This window comes from Undibacterium sp. Ji83W, from assembly GCF_049340385.1.
In the GTDB taxonomy this organism is placed as follows: domain Bacteria; phylum Pseudomonadota; class Gammaproteobacteria; order Burkholderiales; family Burkholderiaceae_D; genus Undibacterium.
Genome location: NZ_JBMPOZ010000025.1, coordinates 74749 through 88341, shown reverse-complemented (window position 1 = coordinate 88341; position 13593 = coordinate 74749). Strand labels below are relative to the sequence as shown.

16 protein-coding genes are annotated in these 13593 nt (G+C 50.9%); 12 read left to right on the top strand and 4 right to left on the bottom strand.

The window, feature by feature from the left end:
• From ACO0LD_RS27875 to ACO0LD_RS27830, 10 genes are all read left to right on the top strand, one after another.
• Nucleotides 1-242: ExbD/TolR family protein (locus ACO0LD_RS27875; protein WP_423012114.1), on the top strand; the 242-nt coding region annotated here is incomplete at its 5' end.
• 250 nt (nt 243-492) lie between these two features.
• On the top strand, nt 493-1437 hold the full coding sequence (locus ACO0LD_RS27870) for a BadF/BadG/BcrA/BcrD ATPase family protein (RefSeq protein WP_423012112.1): 945 nt from the start codon (nt 493-495) through the stop codon (nt 1435-1437).
• Nucleotides 1438-1459: 22 nt separating this feature from the next.
• Complete coding sequence (locus ACO0LD_RS27865) at nt 1460-2194, top strand: GntR family transcriptional regulator (RefSeq protein WP_423012110.1); 735 nt, start codon at nt 1460-1462, stop codon at nt 2192-2194.
• Nucleotides 2191-3318 (top strand): N-acetylglucosamine-6-phosphate deacetylase, encoded by a 1128-nt coding sequence (gene nagA / locus ACO0LD_RS27860; protein WP_423012108.1) that lies wholly within the window; start codon nt 2191-2193, stop codon nt 3316-3318. The genes ACO0LD_RS27865 and nagA overlap by 4 nt, the downstream gene beginning before the upstream one ends.
• Entirely contained in the window at nt 3311-4321 is a 1011-nt protein-coding gene (locus tag ACO0LD_RS27855) for an SIS domain-containing protein (protein WP_423012122.1), read from the top strand. Before nagA ends, ACO0LD_RS27855 begins: the two co-directional genes overlap by 8 nt.
• A 139-nt stretch (nt 4322-4460) precedes the next feature.
• Entirely contained in the window at nt 4461-5732 is a 1272-nt protein-coding gene (locus ACO0LD_RS27850; protein ID WP_423012106.1) for an ABC transporter substrate-binding protein, read from the top strand.
• On the top strand, nt 5729-6622 hold the full coding sequence (locus ACO0LD_RS27845; protein WP_423012104.1) for a carbohydrate ABC transporter permease: 894 nt from the start codon (nt 5729-5731) through the stop codon (nt 6620-6622). Before ACO0LD_RS27850 ends, ACO0LD_RS27845 begins: the two co-directional genes overlap by 4 nt.
• Nucleotides 6623-6624: 2 nt before the next feature.
• Nucleotides 6625-7446, top strand: a complete 822-nt coding sequence (locus ACO0LD_RS27840) for a carbohydrate ABC transporter permease (RefSeq protein WP_423012102.1) — start codon at nt 6625-6627, stop codon at nt 7444-7446.
• Nucleotides 7443-9008: a beta-N-acetylhexosaminidase gene (nagZ, locus tag ACO0LD_RS27835; protein ID WP_423012100.1), complete on the top strand. Its 1566-nt coding sequence runs from the start codon at nt 7443-7445 to the stop codon at nt 9006-9008. Before ACO0LD_RS27840 ends, nagZ begins: the two co-directional genes overlap by 4 nt.
• 12 nt (nt 9009-9020) lie before the next feature.
• A complete protein-coding gene (locus ACO0LD_RS27830) occupies nt 9021-10121 on the top strand; it encodes an ABC transporter ATP-binding protein (RefSeq protein WP_423012098.1) in 1101 nt (366 codons plus the stop codon).
• Nucleotides 10122-10137: 16 nt separating this feature from the next.
• Here ACO0LD_RS27830 and ACO0LD_RS27825 read toward each other — a convergent pair whose 3' ends face one another.
• The 3 genes from ACO0LD_RS27825 to ACO0LD_RS27815 all read right to left on the bottom strand — a co-directional run bounded on the left by ACO0LD_RS27825 (nt 10138) and on the right by ACO0LD_RS27815 (nt 11510).
• Nucleotides 10138-10647, bottom strand: a complete 510-nt coding sequence (locus ACO0LD_RS27825) for a DUF695 domain-containing protein (RefSeq protein ID WP_423012096.1) — start codon at nt 10645-10647, stop codon at nt 10138-10140.
• 71 nt (nt 10648-10718) lie between these two features.
• On the bottom strand, nt 10719-11186 hold the full coding sequence (locus ACO0LD_RS27820) for a hypothetical protein (RefSeq protein ID WP_423012094.1): 468 nt from the start codon (nt 11184-11186) through the stop codon (nt 10719-10721).
• Between the two features lie 108 nt (nt 11187-11294).
• The gene (locus ACO0LD_RS27815) at nt 11295-11510 is read right to left on the bottom strand and encodes a DUF4287 domain-containing protein (protein ID WP_423012092.1); all 216 of its coding nucleotides are present in this window, start codon (nt 11508-11510) and stop codon (nt 11295-11297) included.
• Nucleotides 11511-11760: 250 nt separating this feature from the next.
• Here ACO0LD_RS27815 and ACO0LD_RS27810 point away from each other — a divergent pair, with 250 nt between their 5' ends.
• Entirely contained in the window at nt 11761-12003 is a 243-nt protein-coding gene (locus ACO0LD_RS27810) for a hypothetical protein (protein WP_423012090.1), read from the top strand.
• Between the two features lie 36 nt (nt 12004-12039).
• On the opposite strand, the gene ACO0LD_RS27805 is transcribed toward ACO0LD_RS27810, so the two are convergent.
• On the bottom strand, nt 12040-12309 hold the full coding sequence (locus ACO0LD_RS27805; protein ID WP_423012088.1) for a hypothetical protein: 270 nt from the start codon (nt 12307-12309) through the stop codon (nt 12040-12042).
• Between the two features lie 385 nt (nt 12310-12694).
• On the opposite strand from ACO0LD_RS27805, the gene ACO0LD_RS27800 reads away from it, so the two are divergent.
• Nucleotides 12695-13576 (top strand): substrate-binding periplasmic protein, encoded by an 882-nt coding sequence (locus ACO0LD_RS27800; protein WP_423012086.1) that lies wholly within the window; start codon nt 12695-12697, stop codon nt 13574-13576.
• Nucleotides 13577-13593: the final 17 nt, after the last annotated feature.

Genomic DNA, 13593 nt, shown 5'->3' with positions numbered 1-13593 from the left:
CAGTCGTGATCAATGTGGATGTGGATTTTGATGGTACCGTGTCCTGGAATGGGACTGCAGTAGATCCCAAGCAACTGGAAGCAAAACTGGCGGAAGCCGCTTCAGTGGCAAACCAGCCTGAGATCCACCTGCGTCCAGTCGCTGTCGTGCCTTACAAGTCTGTGGCTGCGGTCATGGCGGCGGCACAGCGTCTGGGTGTGACCAAGATTGGTATGGTTGGGAACGAGCAGTTCTTGAAGTAAAAATAGTCACTACAGGCGCTAATACAAGTTGTCTTGGCGCTTGTAGTGGATGGGCCAAGTAGCAAGCCTGTTTCATTGTGCTGGATGGCAATAGTGTGGTGGAAACAAAAGAGGAAAAATTAAATTTAACGATACCACTTAAATACCTATTGACATCCACTAGTAAAAAAACTTACAGTGAGGCTTAAAATAGTAGCAGAAGTACAGATTCTGATCCGGCCTGATAAAACTTACCATCATTTACTTATCAATGAACAAACAAGCAGAACATCTTTCTACATCTGATTTGTCAGCGACTGCAGCACAGTCCTCAGCAAAACCTGCTTGTACATATTTGATTGGTGCCGATGGTGGCGGTACTGGCACGCGAGTGGTGTTGGCTGATGCCAGTGGCAAAGAATTGGGGCGTGGCAGTGCAGGTCCTTCCGGTCTGGCGCATGGACGTGATAAAGCCTGGCAGTCTATCTTGCTGGCGGCCCAGCAAGCTTTTGCAGCAGCAAACCTGGATATGCCAGCCCTGGTTGATATTGCAGTCGGCTGCGGTCTCGCTGGTGTTCACAATATTCACTGGGCGAGAGAGTTTGTTGCACTCAATCCAGGTTTTGGCGCGGTGCGTGCTGAAACTGATGGCTATACTACTTTGCTGGGTGCACTTGATGGCAAGCCAGGCTCTATCATCGCTTTAGGAACTGGTAGTGTCGGTGAAGTTTTGTTACCAGATGGTCAGCGTCGTGAGGTGGGTGCCTGGGGGTTCCCCGTCAGTGATGAAGCCAGTGGTGCTTGGCTGGGTATGCGAGCCGTCAATCATTTGCAACGTGTGCTTGATGGTCGCGCTGTCAGCAATCCATTTGCCAGCGCGGTGCTGGTACATTGCGGCGGCGACAAAGATGCTGTCTTCGCCTGGCTCGCACAAGCCAATCAAACCCGTTATGCTGAACTGGCACCCCTGGTGATACGCTTTGCACCCGAGGTAGAAGTCGCCCGTGCGATCATGCTGGATGCCGGTAAAGAAGTGGCAATCATGGCGCATGCCCTGGACCCGGAATCTGCATTGCCGATTGCCTTGTGTGGCGGTCTGGCAGCACCGGTAGCCAGCTATTTGCCAGCAGATTTAAAAGAGAGAATACAAATGCCCAAAGCCGATTCCGCAGTTGGGGCTCTCATCCTGATACAACAGCATTTGCAAGCCCAATAAATACATAAAAAGAGAGAAAGACATGCTGGCACAATTGATAGACTTTAAACCTGATGCAGAAAGTTCTACCCCCTTGTATCTACAATTAGCGAACAAGCTCGCGAACGGCATACATAGCGGATTGTGGCAGCCGGACGAAGCCTTGCCATCTGAGCGCATGTTATCTGACACTCTGGAAATCTCACGCGTCACAGCACGCAAGGCCATAGACATGCTGTGCGAACGTGGCATGCTGACCCGCAAACATGGCTCTGGCACTTACATCACGCCCAAGCTTGAACAACCGCTGTCGCGCCTGACCAACTTCAGTGAAGAATTGCGCAACCGTGGTTTTGTTCCAGGGTCACGCTGGTTGTCACGTGAAACGGGCATCGCTTCGCCAGAAGAGATTTTGTCTTTGGGCCTGTCGCCCAACACCGTGGTGTCGCGTTTGAAGCGTTTGCGTACTGCCGACAATGTCGTGATGGCGATAGAAAGTTCGACCATTCCGGCAATCTACATGCCAAATCCAAAACTGGTGAGTGACAGCCTGTACGGTTATCTGGAGTCACATAACCTGTCACCGACACGCGCCTTGCAGCATATACGCGCCGTGAATGCGACTGCCGAACAAGCGCGTCTGGCAGATATCAAGCAGGGTGCTGCCATGTTGTTCATTACCCGTGTTGCCTATCTCCCTAACGGTGCAGCGATAGAACTGTCGCATTCTCATTGCCGTAGCGATTACTATGACTTTGTGGCGGAGTTGTTCAGATGAGCTTGCAACAACAAGTGCAGGGACAAATACTGACGCCCCAAGGCTGGGTGCGCGGCTTTCTGGTGTTCGATGAAAGAGTGCAGACCATCACTGCAGATGCTGATGTAGAAAGCACCGCCGATGCAGAATCCCTGCATTACATTTTGCCCGGTTTTGTTGATTTGCATGTGCATGGCGCCGGTGGCAAAGACACCATGGAAGCTGGTGACGCCGTCGAAATCATCGCCCGCAAACATGCCAAACACGGCACCACCAGCATGCTGGCCACCACCATGACAGCACCGCTGTCTGACCTGGAAATGGCCTTGAAGGCGATCAGGCCATTGGTGGATAAACGCAGCAGTGGTTCTGCCCGCATATTGGGTGTGCATCTGGAAGGGCCGTATATCAATCCCGGCAAGCTGGGGGCACAGCCAGACTTTGCCCACACAGGTTCGCTGGAGCAGGTGCGCCATCTTGATGCGATCGCGCCAATCCGCCTGATCACCGTGGCACCAGAAATGGATGGGCATTTGCAGCTGGTGCGCGAGCTGACAGCCATAGGCATGCAGGTACAGATAGGCCATACTCTCGGCACTTACGAAGAGGGCAAGGCAGCACTGGAAAACGGTGCCACCGGTTTTACCCACTTGTATAACGCCATGTCGCGCCTGGATCATCGTGCACCCGGCATGGTCGGCGCTGCGCTGGCGCATGCGCAGTTTTCTGAAATTATTCCCGACTTGTTGCATGTCCACCCTGGCGCGATCAAAGCCGCCATGCGTGCGATTCCGCATCTGTATTGTGTCACTGATTCCACCGCAGCTTCCGGCATGCCGGATGGTCAATATATGCTGGGCCGCCAGGTCGTGCATAAATGCCTGGGCGGTGTGCGTCTTGAAGATGGCACACTGGCAGGCAGCACACTGACCATGGATCAGGCCTTGCGCAATTTGGTCAGCATAGGCCTGGACCTGGAAGATGCATCGAAGCGTGTTTCTACCTACGCAGCCGATTATCTGGGATTGAATGAGCGTGGCCGCCTGCAGGCTGGCAGTTACGCAGACCTGGTTGTACTGGATCGCCAGCTCAACCTCATCGCTGTTTATGTAGAAGGAGAAAAGATTGACCTCGCAGATGCTTAAGGAAGCCAGCTCTTCCGCTGATTTTGTAGCCGAACAACTCAAACATGAAGGTGAGCGCTATGCCGAACTTGGCGCACACTTGCGCGCCAAACCGCCAACATCGGTTGTCACCGTGGCCCGCGGCAGTTCAGACCATGCCGCCAATTATGCAGCTTACCTGATCATGGCCAGGGTAGGGCGCATCGTCGCTTCGTTGCCCATGTCTTTGGTGACTTTGAACAAGGCACCGCTGGCAGCAAAAGACGCTCTGGCGATTGCGATTTCACAGTCTGGCCAAAGCCCTGACGTGGTTGAGCCTATCCGTTATTTCCGCGAAGGCGGTGCGACGACAGTGGCCCTCGTCAACGACGCAGCATCGCCTCTGGCGCAAAGCGCAGAATGGACCATGCCACTTCACGCAGGCCCGGAACTGAGCGTGGCTGCGACCAAGAGCTTCATCACTTCCCTGGTTGCGGGCGCACGCCTGGCAGGCCACTGGCAAAACGATGCAGAATTTTTGGCGGCGATAGAACAGTTGCCAGAATCCCTGCACGCTGCCACCAAGCTCGACTGGTCACCTGCAATAGAAGTCTTGCAACCCGCATCACGCATCATGGTAGTGGGTCGTGGCATCAGCTTCCCGGTTGCGCTGGAGTCCGCACTTAAATTCAAAGAGACTTCCGTCATCCAGGCAGAAGCCTTCAGCGGTGCAGAAATCAAACATGGCCCCATGGCCCTGATACATGATGGTTATCCATTATTGATATTCGCAACCCGTGGCCCTGCACAAGCTGGCCTGATAGCCCTGGCAGAAGAAATGCGTGGCCGTGGCGCGAATGTCTTGCTGGCAGCACCAGAAGATGTCAAAGAACGTAACCTGACTTTGCCAGTTGCGGCAACGCCTGATCTTGATCCGGTGGTTGCAATACAAGCCTTCTACATGATGGCAGCAAACCTGTCGATTGCCCGTGGCCTGGACCCGGATAAGCCAAGGCACTTGAGCAAAGTCACCAAGACAAATTGACATAGCTAAAGCAGCAGGCTATTTTTTAAAAACTTAAAAAATAGATACTGCCCCCAGTATTTTTATTAATAGCAAGATTGGTATGACTAAAATGCGAGATTGCTTAAAAATATTGGGGAGTATATGTAAAAGAGTGATTTTGGTAACAAAATTACGCGTGTTCTTGAGCGTACTGCTATTGAGTTTTGGCTTGCACGGCAATGCCTTTGCCGTCCAGAAAATTGAATTCTGGACCATGAGCCTGAAGCCAAAATTCATTCCCTATTTCCAGGAACTCGTCAAAAATTACGAAGCCCAGCACCCTGGCATCAAGCTCGAATGGGTGGACTTTCCCTGGGACATTCTGCAATTAAAACTGATCACCGCGATCGCTGCCGGTACACCGCCAGCACTGGTGAATTTGAGCGTACCCTGGGCAGAAGAAATGGCGCGTGATGGTTTGCTTGAACCTGTTGATGCATTGCTGGCAGCGCCAGGTGCAGCCAATGACTACACCGATGCCGCATTGGCCGACCTGCGTTTCAATGGCAAGGTCTATGGTTTCCCGCATTACAGCAACGTTAATGTCATTGCCTATAACCGCAAGATACTGGCAGCGGCAGGCATCTTCCAGGCACCACGCAGCATGGATGAATTGCTGACCCAGGCAGTCATGATCTCCCTCAAAACCGGCAAACCTGGCTACGCACCAGCACTCGGCAAGATCGATGGTTTTTTCATGCAGCAGGGGCTGGATTTAATTCGTGATGGCAAGGCAGTCTTCAATTCGCCAGCCCATGTGACCCTGGTCAAAAAATTGGCTGCCACTTACAAGGCGGGCGGTTTTTTAAAAGATAAATTATTTGCAGAAGACAATTTCCCTGCAGTGGTAGATGCCTATCTCGGTGGTCGCCTTGGCGTCATGGTCAGCGCACCCACTGCCATCAAACGCATACAAACTGATGCTCCAGAAATCTATGCGCAAACCGGTATCTTCCCTGTGCCGCCAGGCCCGACGGGCATCAATGACGGTGGCTGGATGTTTCATTTCGCCATACCCAAAGGCGTAAAGAAAAAAGATATACCTGAAGTTGCCGCCTTCGCCCGATACCTGACCAGCGATGCCAATCAACTGGCTTTTGCCAGCATGGCCGGTGTCATGCCGACGACCAAACAGGCATTGACAAATTCCTACTTCAAGAAAATATTACCCAATGCAGGTGCATCAGAACAAGCGTTGGCAGTGGCGGCAAATTCCATGAATTCTGCCCGCAGCCTGTACGTCAGCGGCATAGATGATTATGATGAATTGCGCCGCTTCCTGGTCAAGGCCGTCGAAGCTGGCGTCACTGGCCGCCGTGATATACAAGAAGCCTTGGATGAGGCCGTAGCTATCTGGAACCGCAAGTTGCAAGGAGTGAAGCTGCCATGAGTATGCCTGGCTCTTTGTCAGCAACGAACAAGCGACGTAATCTGTTGGCCTATGCCTTCCTGGCTCCAGCCTTGTTGTTGCTGCTGATGTTTTCTTTCTGGCCCGTCATGTATGGCTCTTACCTGAGTTTTACTGATTTCAGCCTGATACGCGAAGTGCATTGGGTGGGCTTCGCCAATTATCGTGCCCTGTTTGCGAATGACATGTTTTTGACCGGGCTTAAAAATTCGTTGCTGTTTTTGCTGGTCGTACCCTTCACGCAATTGGGGGCGATATCGCTGGCTGTGCTCGTGAATAATCAATTGCCCGGCATACGCTGGTTTCGCGCCGCCTATTATGTGCCTGTGGTGACGACAGTATCAGTGGTCGGCATCATGTGGGGCTTCATGTTTCATGATCAGGGCACACTCAATTATGTGCTGCTGCAATTGCATCTGATCGCTGCGCCACTGGGCTGGTTGTCGGATGATGCACTTGCCTTGTTTGCCGTGATGTTTGTCTCTTTCTGGCGTGGCCTGGGCTGGTATATGGTGATGTACCTGGCGGCCTTGCAGTCACTGCCCGCCGAGATGCAGGAAGCAGCCATACTGGATGGTGCCAATCGCTGGCAACGCTTCTGGCGCATCACCGTGCCCATGCTGAAACCGACAATACTGGTCTGCAGCATCATGTCAGTACTGGCAGCTTTGAAGGCTTATCAGGAAGTCGATGTGCTGACGCAGGGTGGCCCCATGAATTCCACCTTCACGGCCCTGTATTACGCCTATGACCAGGGCTTGAAACACTTGAAGCTGCCGCGTGGCCTGGCTGCAAGTTTTGTGGTGTCTTTGTGTTGTATGGTGATTGCCTTTGTCTGTTTGCGCTGGCTTAAACCAGGGCACAGGGAATGAGCATGAATATCAAAAAAATCCTGCGCACGGCTTCACAATATGGCTTGTTGAGCCTGATTGCCATCATCTGCATTTTCCCGTTCTGGTGGACACTGGTGGTGGCGATGTCTACTGAAGGCAATCTGTTTGAATTCCCGCCCACCTTCTGGCCGCGTGGCATTTCACTAGATAATTTTATAGAGGCTTTCCGCGTTATCCCCATCATCGCTTTCTACAAGAATTCATTACTGATTACTTTGACCACAGTGCTGGGTAAGCTGGTCGTGTGCTCACTTGCCGCTTACCCTTTATCGCGCATGCAGTTCAGCGGCAGCAAGCTCATCATGGGTGTGATACTGGCAACCATGATCTTGCCGTCTGAAGTCAATTTCCTGGTCAATTTCATTACCATGACCAAGATATCCCTGGTCAATACTTATACCGCCGTAGTCTTGCCCAATATCGTCACAGCAGTCTCTATACTCTTGCTGAAGCAGGCTTTTGATGAAGTACCGCAAGACTTGCTTGATGCTGCCCGTGTTGATGGTGCCAGTGAATGGATTATTTTTTATCGCATCGTTTTGCCATTGATTACGCCATGGCTGGCAACGGTGGGCATCTTGACTGCGGTGGAGGCATGGAATGAATACATCTGGCCATCCATCGTCATCAGCAAGCCAGAAGATTTTCCTTTGTCTGCCGGTGTGTTGTATTTGCGCGGCACTTATGGCAGCAGCACCCGTGTGATTGCGGCAGGAACCATTTTGACAGTTGCACCTATATTGGTCGCTTTTTTATTTACCCAGCGCTTTTTTATGCGCGGCATGGATGGAGCAGTGAAATGATGCAAGACAATAAGCAAGACAATAAGCAAGACAAAAATGCGCAACAAACCCTGACACGCGAAGAAGCACGCCGCCTGGCCGGGCAACTGGTGATGATACGCATGCCCATCACCAGCCTGGATGAGACATCGGCACAATTTTTAAAAGACAATCATATCCGTGGTATTTGCCTGTTCAGGCAAAACATGGTCGACGAAATCCAGCTGAAAAAACTGACGGCTGATCTGCGCCTTATCTTGGGGGAGGGGGCGCTGATCGGCATCGATCAGGAAGGGGGCGCAGTCGTGCGCTCCACCTGGGTACCGCAGCCCCCGGCGGCAATGTCGCTGGGGGCCAGCGATGATACTGAGCTATGTCGTCAGGTAGGCGCTGCTGTGGCGCGTGGCGTCAAGGCCCTGGGCTTCAACTGGAACTTTGCGCCTGTGCTGGACCTGAATAACAATGTTGATAATCCCGTCATCTCTGAACGCTCGTTTGGCTCTGATCCCAAGCGTGCCAGTGAACTGGCGCTGGCCTGGATGGACGGTAGCCTGGCTGAAGGCGTGGCTTGCTGCGTCAAGCATTTTCCTGGCCATGGCGACACCAATGTTGATTCCCACCGTGACTTGCCGACCGTGAACAAAAGCCTGGAGGAATTGCAGGCGTTGGAACTGGCACCTTTCCAGATCGCTGTCAGCCGCAATGCGCCAGCGATGATGACAGCGCATATCGTCTACCCCGCGCTTGATGCAGAAAACCCGGCCACCATGTCCAAACCGATATTGACAGGCCTGCTGCGCGATCAATGGAATTACCAGGGCGTCGTCATCACCGACGGCATGGACATGCATGCAATTGCAGGCCGCTATGGAGTAGGCAATGCCGCAGTACGTGCCTTGCTGGCCGGTGCCGACATGGTCATGGCATTGGGCACCACAGAGACACAGCTGGAAACCCTGAATGCCCTGACAGAAGTAATTTTGTCTGGTCAGATTTCTCTCGCAGAAGTACAGCAAAAACTGCAGCGCATGGCCGACCTGACCAAGACCTATCCCTGCATAGATACGGCCTACCAGACCGACATGGCAGACCGCATCCTGATGTCCAGCGCCTGGAAGCGTGGCCTGACTACCCAGGGCAATGCACAACCGCCTGCGAAGGGCAGCAAGCTGCGCCTCGTCATCAGTGCCGATGTGGTCAGCGATGGCGTGTCAGAAGCGGGCATACCCGCAGCAAAAGTCAGCGCCATGCTGGCCAGTTTGTATGATGTAGATACCGTCACCTTTGACAATGCCAACAGCTTTGACTGGAGCGCTTTGCCAGATGATGGCCGCTTTGTCGTACTGGCATCCACCGTGCGCATACGCTATAGCAAACAGGTACGCGACACCTGGAAGCCTGACTTGCACCTGGTCTTGTGGAACCCGTTTCAAATGCTGGACATACAGGCACCTGCACTCATCACTTACGGCTTTGCACCACCTGCTATTGATGCAGCACGTGCGTGGTTTGCTGCAGAAGTGGTCGCCAGCGGCCAGATACCGGTTGCCGGTTTCTCCACTGCCGCAGTGGTCCAGGCTTAAGGAATATCAGGAATGGCCGAAGTCAGACTGCAGCAGATCAGCAAATCCTATGGCAATAACCAGGTTTTGCAAGGCATAGACCTGCACGTGCGCAATGGTGAATTCATGGTCTTTGTCGGCCCCTCAGGCTGTGGCAAATCCACGCTCTTGCGCATGATTGCCGGTCTTGAGGATATCAGTGCCGGTGAACTGCATATAGACAATCAACTGGCTAACGACATCCCGCCCGCCAAACGCGGTCTGGCCATGGTGTTCCAGTCATATGCCTTGTACCCGCATATGACCGTGTATGAAAACATGGCCTTCAGCCTCAGCCTCACCAGCATGAGCAAGGTCGAGATAGACACAGCCGTGCAACACGCCGCCAGCATCCTGCAAATGACCCACCTGCTGCAACGCAAGCCGCGTGACCTGTCCGGCGGCCAGCGCCAGCGCGTCGCCATAGGCCGCGCCATCGTGCGCAAGCCCGGCCTGTTCCTGTTTGATGAACCACTATCGAATCTCGACGCCAGCCTGCGCGTACAAATGCGCATAGAACTCAGCAAGCTGCATAGAGAACTCGCCGCCACCATGATCTACGTCACGCACGACCAGGTAGAAGCCATGACCCTGGGTCAGCGCATTGCCGTATTCAATGGCGGCAAGATAGAACAAATAGGCGCACCGCTGGAACTCTACGACAAACCCGCCAACCTCTTTGTAGCAGGTTTCCTCGGTTCACCTAAAATGAACATCGTCAAAGCCAGGGTATTGCGCAATCTCGGCAACGAGGTCGAACTGCAGCTGGCAGCAGGCACTCATATCAACGTTCAGCTTGCCAGCAGCAGTCTGCAAGCAGGCGACGAAGTCAGCCTCGGCATCAGGGCCGAGCATATCCTGCTGGCATCACAAACCACAGAGCACAGCAACCAGCTCGAAGTCTGCATCAGCTTCGTCGAACATCTGGGCGATGCTGCAATCGTCTATGCGACGCTGGCAGGTGAAGAAAACCTGTTTGCCATCAAGCTGCCAGCGGATACTTCAGACTTGTATCCGGGGGCTGATCTTTGCATACAACTGCCGGGGCATAGGTGTCATGTGTTTGATCAGCGTGGGAATGCAGTGCGGGATTAGAGAATGACGCTTTAATCTATTCTTTGACAGTAGCTTTAAAGCTTTTATAAGCGGTCCATTCCGGATCACGTGAGCTTTGAAATTCTAAGGATAAGTCTGAGAATTCTTTAAGCACCAAATCCAATGCATGCTTGAAAGAATCGCCTGATCTTGCATAGTATTTCCATTCACGCACATTATTACCTGTAGATACTATCGTGAGCGTGGCCAAATTATTTTTGTCAAGTAGGGGTTGGAGAGTATCTTCAAGTTTGTCCATTTTCACCCGCTCATCTTTAGATGGCATGCCCTTGTTTCCAAAATATGTCCATGTAAGAATCACACGGTCTGGATATTGCGTAACATCGTAGCCATTTTTAAATTCTTTGAGATAGCGAAATACGATAACACGATCATCTGTTCGATGCTTTGAAGTTGCCGTCGCCCAAACCTGAGCAGACGCATTCGGGATAATTGTGAGTACACTCAAGCAAATCAGAATTTTTTGCAGGAAGAGTTTGATATTGAATTTCGAGTGAGTGGGCATTGAATGATTCGTTGAAATATTGATTAAATTTTTTTTAAAGTTGGTTTTATGTGAATATTTAATTTGGCTATTCAGCTTGAAACTCTTTCCTTCCACGCTAAATAACTGGATAGAAGATATCCGCAATAACCAATTCCTATGACGAACATATCTATTGGTGAAATTAAATGCTCAAAATTCCGTACGGCAAGTAATTCTAAATAACCAGTAAGAGCAGCCACAAGCATCAGCAAGGATGCTCCTGCCACTGCGGCCATGCTGGATTCCGATTTGTGCGGATTCAAGATAACTCCACCGTAACTAAGCGTGCCTAAGATGAATATTTCGTAATAGGTCGAAGGGAAGTCAAATCCCGTTATCCACCTGCACCAGAATACCGAGAACCACATGCAAAGCAAACCGGAAAACTGAAACTTGTTGATTGTTTTTCTTGCGAAAAGCAAAAACATGCCAACTGGCCCTAACAGAGATGTCACTATCAATACAGTTATATTGTCTTTACTTTGCGTTACGAGCAGTTCTTTGATTTGCTTGTTCATGGGCTTCCTGCATAGTCATTGGTATTCAATGTGGAAATGAAGAAATTTTCACTATAAACATAATGTCCTTGCACATATTTATTTGAAAGCTAATTTGAAAGCGCCAAACTATTTCTTGTCAGCAGCCAGAGCATAAGCAACGATTGCATTGGCGTGTCCATGCCCCATCTCATGTTCAGCCTTGAGCCAATTCACAATTTCCATGTGTTTCAAGCTTTTGTTCTGCTGAACCAGATCCAGCCAGTGCTGGATGGGTTTGCCATACTTCTTTTCTATCGACGGGAAATATGAAGCAGGGCCTTTGACTTTTTCTTCTTCAGACATAGGGTATTTTCTTTCTCAAGTATGTTTTGACGGAAACTGAAACCTCGAGGGTGGACGGGCATCAGCGCGTAAATTTCTTAAATTTGAATTTACATGATGGCACGACTAAGGTTAATCTTATCGCAACTTCAAATGGTTCGGGTGTTTTGAAGGAATTGTTTTTACATTCACTATGGGCGAACTTGCGGATGATAATGGCTCGCATCATTAAAATACTCTTAAACTATTATTTTTCATGCCGGAGATGAGTTTGAAAAAATACCCGGCCACATGGTATGAGCGTGTCCCCGCAGAGGTGTTCGCCTGCTTGATACCTGGCGAACTCCAGCTCCTTTTATACCCGGGCATTGGCTTGGCAAATGGTGGAGCGCGTCGTGATGTGCCGATGGATATTGTAGCTCCGGAATTGCGCATGCCTAACACCGCGCTTTGGGTAAAGCTTGATGAAGACATGTGCATAGTCAAAGTGTGGAAACGTGATTTGTTGGAGTAATTTACTCAACATAAAGAAGGATTCTTGACTGATGGATTAAGTGTCAATCATCGCAAACCTCCCCGCTAAAAAACCCACCAAGGCCAGTACCCGGTTCAGTATAAAATGCCCACTGGGCAGCAGTGCATGCAACGGATAAGCCTCAGTCTCCCAATCTGTCAGCAGCGCCACCAGGCCGCCATGTTCAAGCACCTGCCTGCCATCGATCAATGATTTGAAGATGACACCAGTACCACTTATCGTCCGCATGGGAGCCAGTGAGGTGTCATCGACGCTACGGTCGCCTTTGACGCGAACTTCTTCCATTTATTTTTTTGCCCAAAGCGCCAAGTCTTATGCCGGTGGCTATTGGGTTCAAAAATCAGACAATTGTGTTGAGTGAGGGCTTGCCGAGGGAGGACTGTGGCGTGCAAGGCAAGATAGTGTGGCGCAAAAAACCACTTGTCCATAGCTCATTGTCAACAAAGAAAACAAGTCTATCGACAGATCTGTGTTGAAATCAGCAGCAAATGAAAGTTGCTCTTGTGATATTCGCTCATTTGGAGAATACTACATTGAGGCACCTTCAATGTAGTATCGGCTAGTCAGGATAGTAACAGTCTGAAAGTAGAAACCCATGTTCGCTGCTACACACATTTCCCTGTATCACCTCAGGTGTATGACTGTGTGGAGCAGGTGTCTGAATAAAGCCATGTCTGGACTGCTGCAAGCCATGCAGGCATCCTGTTTTTGCATGCTGCTTTGTGCCAGTTCGCATTCGTTCGCAAACGCTGTCGCAGGCCAAGCTGGTCTGAAGTCCAGTCTGAAATATTTTCCGGTTGGGCCTATCTATGAATACCGTTGGAAGTTACTTGAACTGGCCCTTGCGCATACCCGGGATGAGGCCAATGTCAGGCTGGAGCCTTTTGCTGAAGAGGTGACCCAGAATCGTGGCATCTCTTTATTACAGTCGGGCGCGATTGATGTCATAGCCCTGGGTACCAATGCTGAGCGTGAGGCGCAGATGTTACCCGTTAAAATCGATATCTTGCGTGGCATTATCGGTTATCGTGTTCTGGTGATCCGCAAAACTGACCAGGCTGGAATTGCCATGATGGATGAACAGGCATTGCGCCAGCAACTCACGTTCGGCCTGAATAGCCAATGGGCCGATTTGCCGATTTTGCGTGCCAATGGATTTACGGTCGTGACTTCGACCAACTATGAAAACCTGTTTGGCATGCTGGCGGCTGGACGCTTTGATGCATTTACGCGCGGCCTGAATGAAGCTTACCTGGAAATCGAAAAACATAAAGAGCAATTTCCCCAGTTGACGGCAGAAAAAAGCAAGGCACTGTATTTCCCTTACCCGGTTTATTTTTGGGTTAACAAAGACAATCAACTACTCGCATCGAGAATAGAGCGCGGATTAAAACTTGCTTTGGCAGATGGTTCATTTCGCCAGTTATTCGAGTCTTATCATGCAAAAGAAATAAAGCAATTGGCAAGCGAGAAGCGCCAGTTGATCAGGCTGAGCAATCCTGTCTTGCCAGCAGGTACAGTGGAACCCGATACCCGTTGGTGGTGGCACTAACGTGTAATGTAAACCCT